15 protein-coding genes are annotated in these 18,462 nt (G+C 35.2%); 11 read left to right on the forward strand and 4 right to left on the reverse strand.

Annotation, left to right across the window (positions count from 1 at the left end):
- The first annotated feature begins 15 nt into the window (after positions 1 to 15).
- Positions 16 to 807: a GTP-sensing pleiotropic transcriptional regulator CodY gene (codY, locus tag IGJ02_RS08200; protein ID WP_010761358.1), complete on the forward strand. Its 792-nt coding sequence runs from the start codon at positions 16 to 18 to the stop codon at positions 805 to 807.
- 12 nt (positions 808 to 819) lie between these two features.
- Positions 820 to 1,695 carry an aldose 1-epimerase family protein gene (locus IGJ02_RS08205; RefSeq protein ID WP_010761359.1) on the forward strand — a complete coding sequence of 292 codons (876 nt, stop codon included), beginning with the start codon at positions 820 to 822 and terminating at the stop codon, positions 1,693 to 1,695.
- 53 nt (positions 1,696 to 1,748) lie between these two features.
- On the opposite strand, the gene plsY is transcribed toward IGJ02_RS08205, so the two are convergent.
- The gene (plsY, locus tag IGJ02_RS08210; protein ID WP_430601679.1) at positions 1,749 to 2,381 is read right to left on the reverse strand and encodes a glycerol-3-phosphate 1-O-acyltransferase PlsY; all 633 of its coding nucleotides are present in this window, start codon (positions 2,379 to 2,381) and stop codon (positions 1,749 to 1,751) included.
- A 116-nt stretch (positions 2,382 to 2,497) separates the two neighbouring features.
- Between plsY and IGJ02_RS08215 the strand changes: the two genes are divergently transcribed.
- The 7 genes from IGJ02_RS08215 (at position 2,498) to IGJ02_RS08245 (ending at position 13,036) form a co-directional block, all read left to right on the forward strand.
- Complete coding sequence (locus IGJ02_RS08215) at positions 2,498 to 2,923, forward strand: CoA-binding protein (protein ID WP_430601680.1); 426 nt, start codon at positions 2,498 to 2,500, stop codon at positions 2,921 to 2,923.
- Positions 2,924 to 3,045: 122 nt separating this feature from the next.
- Complete coding sequence (gene parE, locus IGJ02_RS08220; protein WP_430601681.1) at positions 3,046 to 5,121, forward strand: DNA topoisomerase IV subunit B; 2,076 nt, start codon at positions 3,046 to 3,048, stop codon at positions 5,119 to 5,121.
- 12 nt (positions 5,122 to 5,133) lie between these two features.
- Entirely contained in the window at positions 5,134 to 7,602 is a 2,469-nt protein-coding gene (parC, locus tag IGJ02_RS08225) for a DNA topoisomerase IV subunit A (RefSeq protein WP_430601682.1), read from the forward strand.
- A 288-nt stretch (positions 7,603 to 7,890) separates the two neighbouring features.
- Complete coding sequence (gene pflB, locus IGJ02_RS08230; RefSeq protein ID WP_010761364.1) at positions 7,891 to 10,137, forward strand: formate C-acetyltransferase; 2,247 nt, start codon at positions 7,891 to 7,893, stop codon at positions 10,135 to 10,137.
- A gap of 65 nt (positions 10,138 to 10,202) precedes the next feature.
- Positions 10,203 to 10,967 (forward strand): pyruvate formate-lyase-activating protein, encoded by a 765-nt coding sequence (gene pflA, locus IGJ02_RS08235; protein WP_010761365.1) that lies wholly within the window; start codon positions 10,203 to 10,205, stop codon positions 10,965 to 10,967.
- A 95-nt stretch (positions 10,968 to 11,062) separates the two neighbouring features.
- Entirely contained in the window at positions 11,063 to 11,989 is a 927-nt protein-coding gene (locus tag IGJ02_RS08240) for a manganese-dependent inorganic pyrophosphatase (RefSeq protein WP_430601683.1), read from the forward strand.
- Between the two features lie 111 nt (positions 11,990 to 12,100).
- Positions 12,101 to 13,036: a DUF1803 domain-containing protein gene (locus IGJ02_RS08245; protein WP_430601684.1), complete on the forward strand. Its 936-nt coding sequence runs from the start codon at positions 12,101 to 12,103 to the stop codon at positions 13,034 to 13,036.
- Between the two features lie 84 nt (positions 13,037 to 13,120).
- Here the strand turns inward: IGJ02_RS08245 and IGJ02_RS08250 are convergent, their stop codons facing one another.
- Positions 13,121 to 13,654 (reverse strand): DUF2179 domain-containing protein, encoded by a 534-nt coding sequence (locus IGJ02_RS08250; RefSeq protein WP_010761368.1) that lies wholly within the window; start codon positions 13,652 to 13,654, stop codon positions 13,121 to 13,123.
- Between the two features lie 257 nt (positions 13,655 to 13,911).
- On the opposite strand from IGJ02_RS08250, the gene cls reads away from it, so the two are divergent.
- Entirely contained in the window at positions 13,912 to 15,372 is a 1,461-nt protein-coding gene (gene cls / locus IGJ02_RS08255; RefSeq protein ID WP_430601685.1) for a cardiolipin synthase, read from the forward strand.
- Positions 15,373 to 16,069: 697 nt separating this feature from the next.
- Entirely contained in the window at positions 16,070 to 17,065 is a 996-nt protein-coding gene (locus IGJ02_RS08260) for an ETX/MTX2 family pore-forming toxin (RefSeq protein ID WP_430601686.1), read from the forward strand.
- A 396-nt stretch (positions 17,066 to 17,461) separates the two neighbouring features.
- On the opposite strand, the gene IGJ02_RS08265 is transcribed toward IGJ02_RS08260, so the two are convergent.
- Both IGJ02_RS08265 and IGJ02_RS08270 read right to left on the reverse strand, forming a co-directional pair.
- A complete protein-coding gene (locus IGJ02_RS08265; protein WP_430601687.1) occupies positions 17,462 to 17,926 on the reverse strand; it encodes a nucleoside deaminase in 465 nt (154 codons plus the stop codon).
- A gap of 29 nt (positions 17,927 to 17,955) precedes the next feature.
- Complete coding sequence (locus tag IGJ02_RS08270) at positions 17,956 to 18,432, reverse strand: GNAT family N-acetyltransferase (RefSeq protein WP_430601688.1); 477 nt, start codon at positions 18,430 to 18,432, stop codon at positions 17,956 to 17,958.
- Between the last annotated feature and the right edge of the window lie 30 nt (positions 18,433 to 18,462).

The raw sequence follows: 18,462 nt of genomic DNA on the forward strand, positions 1-18,462 counted from the left end.
TTAGGAGGAGTAAAAATGACTACTTTATTAGAAAAAACCCGTCAAATCAATAAACTTTTACAACAGAAAAATACTTTTGATCAAAAGGCCGAATTACCTTATGACAAAATGGCCGTAATTTTAGGTGATGTTTTAGATAGCAATGCATACATCATTAGTAACGAAGGGGTTTTGTTAGGGTATAACGAAAAACTAGATGTTAATAATGCACGTGTAAAGCACATGTTTGAAGAGAAACGATTTCCGCAAAGCTATACAGATGCTGCTGACAATCTGATCAAAACAGAAGCAAATATTTCAATCACTAGTGATTTAACGGCATTTCCTGTTGAACTACGTGAAAAATACCCTTTTGGTCTAACAACGATCGTACCAATGTTTGGTGCCGGCGAACGTTTAGGAACAATTATTTTAGCTAGAGTAGAACAATCATTCGATGAAGACGATTTAGTTTTGGCTGAATATAGTGCTACGGTTGTTGGTATGCAGATACTTTACCAACAATCACGCAACATTGAAGCAAACGTTCGTAGCGCAACAGCAGTGCAGATGGCAATCAACACGTTATCTTACAGCGAACTAAAAGCGGTTCAAGCGATATTTAAAGCATTAGATGGTGAAGAAGGTAGATTGACTGCTTCAAGTATTGCTGATGAAATTGGAATTACTCGATCAGTAATTGTGAATGCTCTGAGAAAATTAGAATCTGCTGGAATCATTGAGTCGAGATCGTTAGGAATGAAGGGAACTTATCTGAAAGTTTTAAATAAACAATTTATCAAAGAATTGGAAAAAGATAACAAGTAGGAGGCAGTGAGTATGACTGTACAGATTGAAAATGAATACCTAATCGCGACAATCGCTGAAGATGGTGCTGAACTTGTCAGCTTAAAATCAAAGAAAAACAATATAGAATATATTTGGCAAGGAGATCCAGCTTTTTGGGGTCGTCATGCACCCGTATTATTTCCAGTTGTTGGTCGTTTAAAAGAGGATCAATACACGTATGAAGAGCACACATATCCTATGAGTCAGCATGGATTTGCTAGAGATAGCCTTTTTGAAGTGATCGAACATGGTTCAGAGCTAGTCTCATTATCCTTAAAAAGCAGTAAGGATAGTAAAAAAGTGTATCCTTTTGACTTTGAGTTGATTCTTTCTTATGCCTTAGAAGCCGATAACTTAGTGGTTAATTATCAAGTTGAAAATACTGGGAACAGTGAAATGTATTTTTCAATTGGCGGTCATCCTGCGTTTAATGTTCCTTTAGAGCAAGAGTTAAGTTTCAATGATTATTATTTAAGCTTTTCTCCAAAAAAATCGCGCACCCAAATTCCTTTAGCAGGTCCATTTGCGGATTTTGAACATAAAACATTAGGTCAAACCAATACTAGCCTGGACATTCGCAGAGAGTTATTCAAACAGGACGCAATTATTTTTGAAACTAAAGGAGTAAATGCCTTTACGATTGAAACAGATGAAGGGCCGCATAGCATCAGTTTAAGCTACTCAGACATGCCTTATGTGGGGATTTGGTCTCCTTATCCACAAGAAGCGCCATTCGTTTGTATCGAGCCTTGGTGTGGTATTGCTGATGATGTAAATGCGACTGGAAATCTAGTAGACAAAAAAGGGATCAATAAATTAGGGCCATCAGATGTTTTTAAAACGAATTATACTATTACAGCTAAATAGTGATGAATACAAAACTAGGACACGAAGTATCACAAAACTTCATGTCCTAGTTTTTAGTTTTCTTTTTTTGCACCTAATCCGAAAGGTACGCGACTTTCAGTACCATCTTTGATTCGTTTTATATTATCTTTGTGACGAATGAAAATAAAAATCGTTAATGCTAAGGCAATCAAAGTCAATAACCAGTCAAACTCAGGCAAAATAGCCGGAATAGCAAATGGAAGAATAATCGTTGAAAGAGTAATCAATACAGCGCTGATCATACTAGTCAAACTCACCATGCTGGTAACATATAACATAATAATAAAAATCAAGGCAGAATAAACAAAAAATGCTGGATTGTAAGCTAAAATCATCCCTGCGCTAGTTGCAACGGCTTTTCCTCCTTTGAAATTTGCAAAAATCGGAAACGTATGACCTAAAACTGCTGCAACACCAAAAACTAAAGGATTAATATTCAAAGAAAATAGCAGAGGTAAACTAGTTGCTAAGGTTCCTTTTAAAATATCCATGAGCAGAACCGTTATACCAGCTTTTTTTCCTAGAACTCTAAACGTATTTGTTGTTCCTGTATTACCGCTACCAAATTGACGAAGATCCTTTTTAAAAAAGAGTTTTCCAACCCAAACACCTGAAGGAATGGAACCTAATAGATAGGCGATAACTAATAGCACGAAGAATTTCATTGAGCAACCTCTTTCTGTTCAAACTAGCATTTATTTTATCATGAATAGAAACAGCTAACAATAATTAAATATTCGTTGTATAATGAAGTTAAGAGAAATTAGAAAGGATGATTAAAATGACTATAGAAAATCCATCACAAGAACAAATTTTTGACTACTTAAAACAAGCCAAACGGATCGCAGTCGTTGGACTGAGCGCAAAAGAAGACCGCACAAGTTATAAAATTGCGAAATTACTACAAGAATATGGCTACGAAATCATTCCTGTAAACCCAATATTAGCTGGACAAGAAATCTTAGGTGAGAAAGTCTATGAAAAATTACAAGATATACCAGGCCAAATCGATATCGTGGATATTTTCCGTCGAAGTGAATTTTTACCTGAAGTCGCTCAAGATTTCATAGAAACAAAGGCAAAAGTTTTTTGGGCTCAATTAGGCTTAGAAAGTGAAGAAGCAGCTGAAATGTTGAAAAAAGCAGGAAGAAATGCTATTATAATGAATCGTTGCATCAAAATTGAATTAGCTGAAATGCCGAAATAGATGCAAAATATCTTAAGAAAGAGTGGCCGTTTAGGAAAGCTCTTTTTTTTTGAGAGTTTTTAGAGTATTATTGTAATGATGTGGCCTTTGGCCCTATAATTCAAGTATAAGGAGTTTTTTCTTTGGCGAAAAAAGTAAACAATGAATACAATGACGCCTCCATCCAGGTTTTAGAAGGATTGGAAGCTGTACGAAAAAGACCAGGAATGTATATCGGCTCCACAGACAGTCGCGGTTTGCATCATTTAGTCTACGAAATCGTTGATAACGCAGTCGATGAAGCATTATCCGGTTACGGAAATGAAATCAGTGTAACGATTCAAAAGGATAATAGTATCAAAATCACCGACTCAGGACGAGGAATGCCTGTTGGGATGCATGCATCTGGAATTCCAACCGTTGAAGTAATCTTCACGGTTCTTCACGCAGGTGGAAAATTCGGTCAAGGTGGTTACAAAACATCAGGTGGACTGCATGGTGTAGGTGCCAGCGTAGTGAATGCATTATCTAGCTGGCTAGAAGTACGTATCGTTCGCGATGGTGTTGAATATATGGAACGTTTTGAAAACGGTGGAAAACCCGTTGGCACCTTAAAAAAAGTTGGGAAAACAAACAAAAAGAATGGAACTTCTGTGATTTTCCTTCCTGATGATACCATTTTTTCAACTATTCATTTTTCATACGATACATTAGCAGAGCGACTTAGAGAATCTGCATTTCTATTAAAAGGAGTTAAAATTTCCCTAACAGACCTTAGAGGGGAAGAGCCAAAAGAAGAAATTTTCCATTATGATGAAGGAATCAAAGAATTCGTGGCCTATCTTAATGAAGAAAAGGACACATTAACACCCGTTGTCTATTTTTCTGGTGAAAAAGATGGCATTGAAGTTGAGCTTTCTTATCAATATAATGATGGCTATTCAGAAAATGTCCTTTCATTCGTAAATAACGTACGGACAAAAGATGGCGGTACTCATGAAGTGGGTATGAAGTCATCAATGACAAAAGCTTACAACGAATATGCAAGAAAAGTCGGTTTGCTGAAAGAAAAAGATAAAAACCTCGAAGGTAGTGACTTCCGTGAAGGATTAGCAGCAGTGCTATCAATCCGCGTTCCGGAAAACTTATTACAATTTGAAGGGCAAACCAAAGAAAAACTCGGCACGCCAATGGCACGTAATGCAGTAGATAACGTTGTCGGAGAGCAAATGGGCTTTTATCTACAAGAAAATAGCGAAATGAGCCAACAATTGATCCGTAAAGCGATTAAAGCCCGTGAAGCTCGTGAGGCAGCTCGTAAAGCCCGTGAAGAAAGTCGAAATGGAAAAAAACGAAAAAAAGGGGAATCTCTTTTATCTGGAAAGCTAACACCAGCACAATCACGGAATCCTAAGAGAAATGAATTATATCTAGTCGAAGGAGATTCTGCCGGCGGCTCAGCGAAACAAGGTCGAGATAGAAAATTCCAAGCAATTTTACCTTTGCGAGGTAAAGTTCTAAATACTGAAAAAGCGAAGATGCAGGATATTTTGAAAAATGAAGAAATCAACACGATGATCTATACTATTGGTGCAGGTGTTGGTCCAGAATTTTCAATTGAAGACTGTAATTATGATAAAGTCATCATCATGACCGATGCGGATACCGATGGTGCCCACATCCAAGTCTTACTGTTAACCTTCTTTTACCGCTACATGAAACCATTGATCGAAGCTGGTAAAATCTACATTGCTTTACCGCCTCTTTATAAGGTGTCAAAAGGAATCGGCAAAAAAGCAGTAACAGAATACGCCTGGACAGATGAAGAATTATCTAACGTAACAGAGCAAGTCGGCAAAGGATATATGCTGCAACGATACAAAGGGTTGGGGGAGATGAACGCAGATCAGCTGTGGGAGACCACCATGGACCCTGAGACACGTACGTTGATCCGAGTGAGAATAGATGATGCAGCACAAGCAGAACGTCGTGTAACGACTCTAATGGGTGATAAAGTAGAACCTAGAAGAAAATGGATCGAACGTCATGTACAGTTCACATTAGAAGAAGATGGCAGTATTTTAGATAGAAAAGATGGCGAAACAGAAATTTCTCCATCCATTTCTAATGATGTACTAGATGAAGAAAAAAAAGAAGAAACTGAGCGTAAAAATGCAGAAACAGAAGCAGCAGAAATCAGTTTATTCGATTTAGAGTAGGGAGTGACAAATTTGGAAAAACGCCAGGATATTCAAGAATTGACGCTTGAAGAAGTAATGGGCGATCGTTTTGGAAGATATTCCAAATATATCATTCAAGAACGGGCCCTACCTGATATTCGTGATGGGTTAAAGCCTGTACAGCGTAGAATTTTATTTTCCATGAACAAAGATGGAAATACCTTTGAAAAAAGCTTTAGAAAATCCGCAAAGTCTGTCGGAAATATCATGGGGAATTATCATCCTCATGGTGATAGTAGTATATATGAAGCCATGGTTCGTTTAAGTCAGGACTGGAAGCTTCGTGAAGTCTTGATTGAAATGCACGGAAATAACGGAAGTATGGACGGTGATCCACCAGCCGCAATGCGTTATACCGAAGCTCGCTTATCTGAACTAAGTGGAGAGCTTTTAAAAGATATCGAAAAAGAAACAGTAGATTTCGTATGGAACTTTGATGATACCGAAAAAGAACCAACTGTTTTACCCGCTAAATATCCTAATTTACTTGTAAACGGTTCGACAGGAATCTCCGCAGGTTATGCAACAGAAATTCCTACGCACAATTTAGCTGAAATCATTGATGGTACGATTCACTTGATCGACCACCCAAATGCGACGTTAGACAAGCTGATGGAATTTATTCCCGGACCTGATTTTCCAACAGGTGGTATCTTACAAGGAAAAGAAGAAATCAAAAAGGCTTACGAAACTGGTAGAGGGAAAGTGATTCTTCGTTCAAAAACAAGAATTGAACCTCTAAAAGGTGGAAAACAACAAATCATTGTCACTGAAATCCCTTATGAAGTCAATAAAGCAACCTTGGTCAAAAAAATGGATGAAGTTCGCTTGAACAAAAAAATTGATGGTATCGCTGAGGTTCGTGACGAAAGTGACCGTACTGGATTGCAAATTGCCATTGAATTAAAAAAAGATACAAATGCTGAAGGTATTTTAAACTACCTATTCAAAAATACTGAATTACAAATCAATTACAACTTCAATATGGTTGCGATCGATAACATGACACCACAACAAGTTGGCCTAAAACGAATTTTAGACAGCTACATTGCACACCGCAAGCAAGTAATTACCAACCGAAGCCAATTCGAGTTGAATAAAGCTAAAAAGCGTCAGCATATTGTTGCAGGTTTGATTAAAGCTTTATCAATATTAGACAAAGTAATCGAAACGATTCGTGGTAGTAAAGACAAAAAAGATGCTAAGATGAATTTAGTCAAAGCCTATGCATTTACCGAAGAGCAAGCAGAAGCCATTGTTACGTTACAGTTGTATCGTTTAACTAACACAGATATCACTCAGCTTGAAAAAGAAGCCGAAGAACTGAATCAACTAGTTACTGAATTGACCAAAATCCTAAGTGACGAAAAAGAATTATTTAGCGTCATGAAAAAAGAATTACGGGAAGTAAAAAAACAATATGGCAATCCGCGCCTAACACAAATCGAAAATGAAATTCAAGAAATCAAGATCGATACAAAAGTTCTAATCGCTCAAGAAGATGTTGTCGTAACTGTTACACACGAAGGGTATATCAAACGTAGTAGTTTACGTTCGTACAGTGCGTCAAAACCGGAAGAGGTTGGCATGAAGGACGGAGACTTCCTGCTTTATACAGGTGAAGTCAATACGCTAGATCATATCTTATTGATTACTAATAAAGCCAATGTCATTTATCGACCAGTTCATGAACTTCCAGATTTGAGATGGAAGGAAATAGGTGAACATATTTCACAAGCTATTTTAAATCTGTCTGTTGACGAATCGATCATTGCTGTATATACCTATAAAGAACTATCTCCAACAAAAACATTTGTCTTTATGACAAAAGAAGGTATGATCAAACAAAGTAAAATGACAGATTTCGAACCTTGGAGAACTTATAAAAGTCGTCCAACGAACTGTATGAAATTAAAATCTGAAACAGATGAGATCGTAAATGTTTATTTAACCAACGAACAAAAAATCTTAGATGTCTTTTTAGTAAGTCATCGTGGTTTCGGCTTACGTTATCCGTTAGAAGAAGTCCCCGTAGTCGGTGCTAAGGCTGCTGGTGTCAAAGCAATGAATTTAAAAGAGCAAGATTACGTAGTGAACGGCTTGTTGGTTCATGAAGATGGTGATACACCAATTGTGATGTTAACACAACGAGGAAGCATCAAACGAATGCTAGCTCAAGAGTTACCTCAACTCGGACGGGCCAAACGCGGCTTGATGGTACTTAGAGAATTGAAAAAAAATCCTCATCGTGTAACCTTTATGTCTGAAAGCAGCCCATTAGAATTATTAGTTACAACACAAAATGGCAGACAGTATACGATTGACTCCCAAAAGTACCCAATCAATGATCGAACTTCCAACGGTTCCTTTATGCTTGATGAAAAACAAGATGGCGAAATTCTGGAAGTTCATGAAATGCATACTGCAGAATTGGAAGCAAAAGAAGAGGACGCTAAGTAAGATGTTTAACTGTTCTATATAATTCTAAAAAAGAGGAGACTGTACTAGTACAGTCTCCTCTTTTTTTATAACAGATTTCTTACTTGTAGAATTACTGCACAATTGATTAGTTAAACGAATCACAAATTGTAAACATTGATATAAAAGCGTTTATCGATATTTTAATAGAAAAAAAACGCAATTAGTTCAAAATGTAGTAAGGAAAGGCTTGCATAAAATCAACGATGTGTTATACTAATCACATAAAGCTGTTACATTAGATTTCAGCGTACTAAGGAGGCCCCAAAAATGGAGCAATGGAAAGGCTTTAAAGGCGAAAAATGGCAAAAATCAGTTGACACACGTGACTTTATTCAAAGAAACTATACTGAGTACACAGGTGATGATTCTTTCCTAGAACCAATCGCACCAAGCACTGACAAATTATGGACAAAATTACAGGAATTATTTGAAATACAACATGAAAAAAATGGTGTATACGACATGGATACAAATATTCCTGCAACTGTAACGTCTCATGAACCAGGATATTTAATCAAAGAAGAAGAAACAATTGTCGGTTTACAAACAGATGTACCGTTAAAACAAGCATTCATGCCATTTGGCGGAATCAACATGGCCAACAACTCTTTAACTTCAAATGGTTATGAAGTAGATGCAGAAATGTCTAAAATCTTTACAGAGTGGAGAAAAACACATAACCAAGGTGTTTTCGATGCTTACACACCTGAAATGAGATCAGCTCGTAAAAATAAAATCATCACAGGTCTTCCAGATGCTTATGGTCGTGGTCGTATCATCGGTGACTATCGTCGTATTGCATTATACGGTATGGATTTCTTGATTGCTGAAAAGAAAAAAGATTTAAGTAACACTGGTAACAAAGTAATGACAGATGATGTTATTCGTTTAAGAGAAGAAATCTCTGAACAAATCAGAGCAATGGCTGATCTTAAAGAAATGGCATCAACTTACGGCTTTGATATTTCTAAACCAGCTGCAAACGCAAAAGAAGCAATCCAATGGTTATACTTTGGTTACTTAGGTGCAATCAAATCACAAAATGGTGCTGCTATGTCTATTGGACGTATTTCTGCATTCCTAGATATCTATATCCAACGTGATTTAGAAGCAGGATTGATCACTGAATTTGAAGCACAAGAAATGATTGATCACTTGATCATGAAATTGCGTATGGTTAAATTTGCTCGTACACCTGAATATAACCAATTGTTCTCAGGTTACCCAATTTGGGCAACATTATCAATCGCTGGTATGGGGCTAGACGGACGTTCATTAGTAACGAAGAGTGATTTCCGTATCTTGCACACATTAACAAACATGGGACCATCTCCAGAACCTAACTTAACTGTGTTATACTCTTCACATTTACCGGTTGGATTCAGAACGTTTGCTTCTAAAATTGCAAAACAAAGTTCATCTATCCAATTTGAAAATGACGATCTATTACGTGCTAATTGGGGATCAGATGACTGTGCGATCGCATGTTGTGTATCTGCAACAGTTATGGGTAAAGATATGCAATTTTTCGGTGCTCGTGCTAACTTAGCAAAAGCTGTTCTTTATGCAATTAATGGTGGGGTAGACGAAAAAACTAAAATGCAAGTAGCACCTAAGTTCCGTCCAATGACTGGCGACACTTTAGACTACAACGAGTTTATCGATCGTTATAAAGATATCATGGACTGGTTAGCAGAATTGTATGTAAATACATTAAATGTTATCCACTACATGCATGATAAATATTCTTATGAAGCAGCACAATTAGCCTTCATGGAAAGTAACTTACAACGCACATTTGCAACTGGTATTGCAGGGATTTCACATGCTGCTGATTCAGTAATGGCGATTAAACATGGTAATGTAAAAGTAATCCGTGACGAAGACGGTTTAGCAATTGACTACGTTCCTCAAAATGAGTTTCCAACGTATGGTAACGATAATGAAGAAGCGGATGCAATGGCTAACTGGATTCTTGAGTACTTCATGACTCAAATCAGACGTCAACATACGTACCGTAATGCGAAACCAACAACATCATTATTAACAATCACTTCCAACGTTGTTTACGGTAAAGCGACTGGTAACACACCAGACGGACGTCGTGCTGGTAAACCATTAGCACCAGGTGCCAACCCAAGTTACCAAGATGGTAAATTCTTAGGTGAGAAAAATGGTCTTTTAGCATCACTTAACTCAACTGCTAGATTAGAATATACAAGTGCATTAGATGGGATCTCTAATACACAAACAATCAATCCTAACGGTTTAGGTAAAGATGATGACACAAGAATCGATAACTTACGTAACGTAATGGATGGCTACTTCGATAAAGGTGGTTATCACTTGAACGTTAACGTGTTCACAAATGAGTTATTATTAGATGCACAAGCACATCCAGAAAAATATCCTAACTTAACAATCCGTGTATCTGGATATGCTGTGAAGTTCCGTGACTTAACTCCTGAACAACAAGCAGACGTTATCTCAAGAACTTCACACGATAGACTGTAATAAACAAACAACTGAAGGGTTGACCTCGTGTCAGCCCTTTTTTTAAAAGAAATGAGGAACGAGTAATGACAACTCCTATAACTGGTAGAATCCATTCTACAGAAAATTTTGGAACGGTTGATGGTCCCGGTGTTCGTTTCATCGTATTTACACAAGGTTGCCGCATGCGTTGCCAATTTTGCCATAACCCTGATACTTGGAAAATCGGTTCTGGCGGACGCGTAGTTACGACTGATGAAGTTTTAGATGAAGCTATCAAATATCGTTCTTATTGGGGCGAAAAAGGCGGAATCACTGTAAGTGGCGGTGAGCCATTACTTCAATTAGAATTCTTAACAGACTTATTTAAAAAAGCGAAAGAAAAAGGAATACATACAACAATTGATACTTGTGGCAAACCTTTCACAAGAGAAGAACCATTTTTCAGCCAATTTCAAGAACTGATGAACTATACTGACTTATTATTATTTGATATCAAGCACATTGATAATGAACAACATAAGCTACTTACTTCACTAGGAAACGAAAATATTCTGGAAATGGCCCAATACCTTTCCGAAATCGGTAAACCTGTTTGGATTCGTCACGTATTAGTTCCTGAACGCAGTGATTATGATGACTACTTGATTCGCTTAGATACATTTATTAAAACATTAAAAAATGTCGATAAAGTCGAAGTTTTGCCATATCATGTAATGGGCAAATATAAATGGGACGAATTAGGTTTAGATTATCCGCTTGAAGGGATTGAACCACCGAAAGATGATCGTGTAGCAAATGCTAAAAAATTGCTTCATGTCAATGACTATCAAGGTTATACATCAAGATAGTTTATAAAAATAGAAAAGAGCGACAATTATTGTTGTTTCTTTTCTATTTTTTGTTATTATTAATAATGAAGAAAAAGAAGGAGTGAACTATTTTTATGTCAAAAATTCTTGTTTTTGGACACCAAAACCCCGATACAGATGCAATTGGAGCAGCAATTAGCTTTGCCTACTTACAAAAAGAACTAGGAAAAGATACAGAACCAGTTGCTTTAGGAACACCCAGTGAAGAAACACAATACGCACTAGATTATTTTAATGTAGACGCACCAAGAGTAGTTGAAAGTGCAGCGGGGGAAACAAACCAAGTAATGCTAGTTGATCATAATGAATTTCAACAAAGTATCTCTGATATTGCAGAATTAACTATTCTTGCGGTCGTTGATCACCATCGTATCGCTAACTTCGAAACTGCAGATCCGTTGTATTATCGTGCAGAACCTGTCGGTTGTACCAGTACGATCGTTTTAAAACTCTTTAAAGAAAATAACGTTACAATTCCTAAGCAAATTGCTGGAATGATGGTATCAGCGATTATTTCAGATACATTATTATTCAAATCACCAACATGTACTCAAGAAGACATTGATGCAGCAAACGAACTAGCAGATATCGCAGAAATCAATTTAAATGGTTATGGTTTAGATATGTTAAAAGCTGGCACAAATTTGAGTGATAAATCTGCTGAAACATTATTAGATTTAGATGCTAAAAGCTTCCCTATGGGGGATAAGAATGTCCGAATCGCGCAAGTCAATACAGTTGACCTAAATGAAGTTTTAAATCGTCAAAGTGAGTTAGAAGCTGCAATGAATAGTGCAAATGCTGCAAATGGTTATGATTTATTTGTATTGATCATTACAAACATTTTAAACAGCGATTCTGAATTATTAGTAATCGGAGATTCATTAGATAAAGTAGAAGCAGCCTTTAAAATAAAACTAGATAATAATCGAGCATTTTTAAACGGTGTTGTTTCTCGTAAAAAACAAGTTGTTCCTCAATTAACTGAAGCATTTAGTTAAAAGGTGACATACATCTGATTTAGGAACTTAATAAACTACAGGTGGTGTAATAAAAACTCCAGCTGTAGTTTTTATTATTATCAAGGTTAAACAAGAAAGAGTGATACAACCATGGAATTTACATCCTATTATTTTGCGTCAAATAAAAATGAAGAAGACTTAAATAAACTCATCTGTGATCCCTTGTTCGCTAAGATAGTAGAGTATCTTTCAGAACACAAAGAACAAGAAGTTATTTTACGTCAAATAAAAGCAGCAATACCAACAGATAGCAATTTGGAATTATACTTAGATAAATTGATCAAATACAATCTTCTTGAACGAAAGAATAGAAGATATTCTTTAACTTTTCCTATTTATACTATGGATAAATCCATACAACTCCCGGATTCAATCACTAGAGCATTTCGGAATATTACTCAAGAAAGCTCAATGTTAAATAATTGTTTTGTATTTGGTGAATGGCTTTGGATGTTGCTTTTTGAAGATGAGCAAGATAATTATTTTTTTGGTGTTAAAGCTTCTCCAGAAAGCCAACCTATATTCCGTAGAAGGGAAGAGGGGAACGATTCGTTGCGCTTTGTTTCTATTTATACGGACAGTCTTGTTCCACTAGATTTGGCAAATTATTTCAATATACATTCAAGAAGAAAAGACTTACCGCAAAATTTTGAGGTGTTACAGAATGTAATTGGGGATGTAGATATCAATTATTTTATTCCCCAAATTCAAAAAGTGATACGTTCTATCAAACGAAATAAGACCAGAGTCGATAAACAAAATATTTTCCAAGAGGCGCTCATAATGACAGGTGATCTGAAACGAAATACAGAAAATCAATTATTTCTTGCTGTTCCGATTATAGACAGTGAGTGTGCTTGTGATGAAATCCAGACTATCTTAGACAAACTCCAAATAGAATTACCACCATTATGGAAAACGATCCACAATCAGAATCAACGGATATTTTTTAAGCAGCAACTATACAGTGTATTGTTTAAAAATTGTTTACCTGAACTTGATCATATTAGTTATTTCAAATTATAGATTACTATAATTTTATTATGTAAACTATAAGAAGGGAAATTAAATACCGCATCCTCGTTTTATTAACCAAGATGCGGTATTTAATTAATTATTCCTTTTACGAACTTTTTTCGTCCAAAAACCTCCTGAGATAAATTTAGGTTCATAGGAGATAATAAACGCTCTAGGCTCTTTCTCATTGATAAGTTTATACAAGCTACGTTCATTTTTACGAGGTGAGAGAATCTCTAAAATCATTCGCTCACCTTCGCGTCCAGCTCCAAAGCTTTGAGTCACTCCATAGCCATGTTCTCGTAACGTTTCGGGTAGATTTAATTGTTCAGTGGAAGAGGGTAGGATTGCTGTGACCATAATATAGCCTAAAGCTAAATAGTCTTCGATTTTAATTCCTACACTGATTCCAACAGCATAACCAAGTGCATAGACAACTAGATTCAATGGGTTATCCAATCGATTTAACACCATGCTTAGACCTAATACATAGATAGTGATTTCGGCCATACTGACTAAAGGTGCAATCAAACGATAACCTTTCATTGTTAGCATAAAACGGATCGTATTCAATGTGATATAAGAAAAATTGACCACAAAGATGGTAACAAGCATTTTAATGTCCATTTTTAATAATTCCTCTTTTCAATTCAACATATCAGCATATTATAGTACAACATTATGAGAATTAAAATAGTGAAGAACAAAATAATGAATAATTTTATTTTTTATAGTCTCTGATAAAATTTTCAAGATGAATTAAATTGCTAAATAAGGAAAGTTTCTATCTAATTAAGTGACTAAGGGGTTGTTATTTGTTGGATGAATCAATAGTTTTTGTTATAATCATTATATTATGTAATTTAAGGGAGAAATGAAATCAGATGAGAATTTTTATCATCATACTTTTAGGGTTATTGTTATTAAATACCACTGCAGCACTCATTACTGTTTTTAGAAAACCGCGTAGCATTTCAAGTGTTTTAGCTTGGATTATGACTTTATTATTTTTACCAGGAATTGGATTTATCATCTATCTTTTTTGTGGCAGAGGAATCAATGGTCAAAAAGTCTTTAATTTGACAGATCATGATAAAGAAAATATCTCTAATATCAAAAAAATGGTCGATGAAGATAATTTAAAGTCTAATGGAAAATTAGATATAAACTTATTAACCGATGCACGTGTATTAAACAAATACTTTAGAAATATGGATTCTTCACCATTAAGTAAACGAAACAGCTTAAAAATCTATACAGATGGGAAAGATAAATTCGAAGCCTTATTTGAAGATATTCGTCAGGCCAAAGAGACTGTACATGTTGAATATTATTCTTTCTTTAACGATCGTATTGGAAATGAGTTTTTAGACTTATTAGGAGAGAAAGTTAAAGAAGGAGTATCGGTCCATTTAATTTATGACCCATGGGGATCTCCAGGTGCAAATAAAAAATTCTTTGCTTCATTTGTTGCGTTAGGTGGAAAAGTAGCTCCGTTTATCACCTCTAAGAATATGATTAGTAAAACACGCTTAAATTATCACTTACACCGAAAAATAGTCGTAATCGATGGGAAAATAGGGTGGACAGGTGGCTTTAACGTAGGAGATCAGTATTTGGGAGAAAGCAAAAAGTTTGGTTATTGGAGAGATACCCACATTCGCTTAGTCGGAACATCCGTTTTTTCACTACAAGAAATTTTTATTATGGATTGGAACGCCTCTGTGCAACACGATTCACAAAAAATGGACTATTTAGAAAATTACTTCCAAATTTCGGAAGATAGTGAACTTGGAAATTTAGCTTTACAGGTTGTTTCTGACGGCCCAGACTCTGAAGAAGAAATCTTAAAAAGCGGTTTTATCAAAATGATATTATCTGCTGAAAAATCAGTCTGGATTCAAACGCCATATTTAATTCCTGATGATAGTATGATCAACGCTTTATTGATTGCTGTGCGATCAGGTATCGATGTTCGAATCATGATTCCCTGTATGCCTGATCATCCATTTATCTATCGAGCAACACAATATTATGCAAACTATCTCCACAAAAGAGGCGTTAAGATATATATGTACCAGAATGGTTTTTTGCATGCTAAAACAATGATTATTGATAATGAAATCTGTATGGTTGGTACAACTAATCAAGATATCAGAAGTTACGCTTTAAATTTTGAAGTAAGTACATTTATCTACGATACAAAAATTGCATGGAAACTAACACAAATATTTGAATCTGATATGGATAAAAGTCTTTTATTAACGGATGAAATTATTCAAAAGCAATCGCATTGGTTACGATTTAAACAAAACTTTTCACGATTATTATCACCAATACTATAGAAAAACAACGAGCAGAGAATAGTAGGCTGCTCGTTGTTTTTCTATAGATTTTAGTCGCTATTTAAATATTTTTATTCTAGTTAACATAATATACATTATACAAAGTAGATTCAAAATCGTATTAACCTACCTTGAATCTCAATTGAACTTATCATTCGTGTTTTTGTATTCGCTTTTTTTAGCCTTTTTATACAGATTTTTAATCATGAAAAGCATTTCTTCATTCATGTACGCTGACTAAACTTATTTTCTCTGAACTCTCTCTTTAGCAAGTTTTTTATGAACTTTAGACACGCGAGACTTCACATAGTCAAAAAATATATTGCGTAGCTCTATCCCTTCGTCACTTTTAGTTCTTTTCTTGATTTAATTTGTCCTATTGAAAAGATATCTAAGTTTATCCTGTTTTCTATTTGCGGAAGTTTTTTGTAGGTAAAGCATTTCTTAAAAACTCCCCGTATTATATTATTTTACACATTCACAGATGTCTAAAAAATATCATTATTTTTTGATAAATTTTTTCTTAAAAGATAAAATCTTTTGTAAATCTCCTTAAAAAAAGACTATATACTATAAAAGTTAAGTATATATAACCAAAATGAACATTACAATTTTATTGAATAGTTGTATTATGACAACGAGAAAGCGTTTTCTTTATGTGTGATATAATAATTCAAACATTTTAGGAGGGAATTAATTGAAAAAGTTTATTAAATTAAATTCATTAGTTTTGTTAGTAGGAATAGGTATAACTGCTGTTACACCATCTGCAGTGGTGTTCGCAAATGAAACGTTTGTAGAAGGAATTAATGAAAATGTTACTTTAAATGATGTTGATTTTTCCGCACAAATAAAGAATGATTGTAAAGATTTAGGCTTTACACTTTCTTATAATAAAACTGCTAATAAAGAAATAGCAGATTATGAAAGACTTGATGATTCTCAGAGCTCTCTTTTAGACCCTGTGTCCTTGATAATAGATACGTTTTCTATCAAGTTAAATGATGATATGGCTATTGAGGAAGAAGAAGTCGCTGAAGCAGCACATCAATCTGTGCTTAAAAATAATACGAAACAAGATCAACGTCTATCTTCAATAGCTTTTGATCATATTCAGAGCGATAGTGTCACTACACAAACTACTCACAATGCTGGTATTTCAATAAATACAAGCGCAGAGATGAAATTCCCATTTGTATCTGGGTCTATCTCAATGGATGTTCGGTATGATTTTGGGCACTCTAATTCAGTGGTTTCAAGTGTAGAAAAAAGATGGTCAGTACCGGCACAAACTTTACTCGTACCAGCAGGACACACATATAAACTTCAATGGATGTTAACTTTTGGTCAAGCCACTGGAACTACGAATGCCTCAAATAAGGTTTCTGCACATATTCCCTACGCATTAAAAGAAGATATTGGTGATTTTGCAAGATATCCGATTGGAAATGCAATGGTCGAACAAGAAAGATTGGTAAATATATTAGGAAGTTCTGCTTATCAATGGACAGAAAGGGCAATGTGGAAACGAGTAGATGATAGCAGTGCATTAAGAGTAATGGCAGATTCTAAATTTAAAGCTAAAATCGGCACTCAATTATTATTGGAGGTTAGTGATATAACTGATGGCAAAGAAGTTTTGATAGAAACAATTCCGATGAATGTAATTCCTAAAGTTGTACAAAAACAATAATTACTGGGTAAAATGAAGTTAGCAAAGAGAGAAATCCACTCTAATATTTTATTCAGGTTAAAAAAGGTAGCTGATTTTAAAGTTAGCCTTTTTTATTATCTACAGCTCTGCAAAAGCCCCCCCACATCGCTTATAAAATCTTTACTTTCGTAAAACAATCTACAGTTTACAATCGGGGAAAAGATCTTCTAGCCTCAATCAAACACTTGATAATAACATAAATTTATGTTGCCTGAAAAGTCTAATTCTCAACTTCAAATAAATCCGTCTTATCTAAAAGTCTTTTCGACTTCGTTGGCAACTTCTGGCAGCAAGTCATTAGTTTTCGCTATGTATTTCCATAATATGGCGTCTCTGCAATTGTTCGTTTTAAAACTCGTTTTTTCTCATTTAACTCTAAAAGACTTTTCGTTTTTCGTGTCTAGTAAAGTAGTCTTTTATCTCATCTAACATAAAATTCTCAATCAACTTTACTTGATGGATATCAACACCCTGTTCTAACATGGTTCTACACTTAATAAAAGACCAGTCTGGTAGTGAACCCCTGAATCTGGGATCATTAGCGTATACAACTCCGTCAATACCGCTCCAAAGAACTGCAGATAAACACAATGGACAAGGTTCGAATGTCGAATATAACCAATAATCTGGTGGTAATGTATCAGTCTTTAAAAGTTTACATGCTGATCTGATTGCATTGATCTCAGCATGTGCTGTGGGGTCATTTGTTTGAAAAACAGTTGTTTTGCCGATAGCAATAATCTCTGATTTTTCATTGACAATTGCAGCGTGAATGGAATGATCTGCCCATTGTTTTTGAATTAACTCCGTCATGATTTTTGTACTTGGATGCTGACACATGTTAAACTCCTTTTTATAATTAAGTCTTTTCACTTTATTTGTTTTGACATGCTAATATCTGTAGCTATAAAACCTGTTTGTTCATATAAGTGAATCGCACCTTTATTGTGAGCGAACACATGTAAGTCGATTTGTGACACATTCATTTTTTTAGCTTTCTCAACTAGAGAATAAATTGTTTGTTTCCCATAGCCTAGTTTTCTATATTCTTCAAACACGATAAAATCATAAATAAACAGTTTTGAATCATAGAGCGTTTTATTTAGATGGACCCATAAAAAACCTACCTTTTTATCTACTGAATCGTCTTCTATTGAATAAAGATATTCATTTTTAGTATCCTTTCCTGATGGTAAAAGTTCGCTAAAACTTTTCGTTGCTAAGCTAATCGCCTCTTCTTCATTCCATGTTCCTGCAGTGATTTTATCTTTCGCATAGTCCTTGATTGCAAAAGAAAGATACTTTTCATAATCAGTTGCAGTCATTTCTTTTAGTGTAATTGTCATCAAAGTCTCCATCCTATTCAAGTTATTTCC

It is taken from the genome of Enterococcus sp. DIV0724b, from assembly GCF_050531475.1.
Lineage (GTDB): Bacteria > Bacillota > Bacilli > Lactobacillales > Enterococcaceae > Enterococcus_L > Enterococcus_L haemoperoxidus.

Excerpts from the sequence above, each read along its gene's own strand:
- codY (WP_010761358.1), top strand. The coding sequence starts at position 16 with ATGACTACTTTATTAGAAAAAACCCGTCAAATCAATAAACTTTTACAA.
- IGJ02_RS08205 (WP_010761359.1), top strand. The coding sequence starts at position 820 with ATGACTGTACAGATTGAAAATGAATACCTAATCGCGACAATCGCTGAA.
- plsY (WP_430601679.1), bottom strand. The coding sequence starts at position 2,381 with ATGAAATTCTTCGTGCTATTAGTTATCGCCTATCTATTAGGTTCCATT.
- IGJ02_RS08215 (WP_430601680.1), top strand. The coding sequence starts at position 2,498 with ATGACTATAGAAAATCCATCACAAGAACAAATTTTTGACTACTTAAAA.
- pflB (WP_010761364.1), top strand. The coding sequence starts at position 7,891 with ATGGAGCAATGGAAAGGCTTTAAAGGCGAAAAATGGCAAAAATCAGTT.
- pflA (WP_010761365.1), top strand. The coding sequence starts at position 10,203 with ATGACAACTCCTATAACTGGTAGAATCCATTCTACAGAAAATTTTGGA.
- IGJ02_RS08240 (WP_430601683.1), top strand. The coding sequence starts at position 11,063 with ATGTCAAAAATTCTTGTTTTTGGACACCAAAACCCCGATACAGATGCA.
- IGJ02_RS08245 (WP_430601684.1), top strand. The coding sequence starts at position 12,101 with ATGGAATTTACATCCTATTATTTTGCGTCAAATAAAAATGAAGAAGAC.
- IGJ02_RS08250 (WP_010761368.1), bottom strand. The coding sequence starts at position 13,654 with ATGGACATTAAAATGCTTGTTACCATCTTTGTGGTCAATTTTTCTTAT.
- cls (WP_430601685.1), top strand. The coding sequence starts at position 13,912 with ATGAGAATTTTTATCATCATACTTTTAGGGTTATTGTTATTAAATACC.
- IGJ02_RS08265 (WP_430601687.1), bottom strand. The coding sequence starts at position 17,926 with ATGTGTCAGCATCCAAGTACAAAAATCATGACGGAGTTAATTCAAAAA.
- IGJ02_RS08270 (WP_430601688.1), bottom strand. The coding sequence starts at position 18,432 with ATGACAATTACACTAAAAGAAATGACTGCAACTGATTATGAAAAGTAT.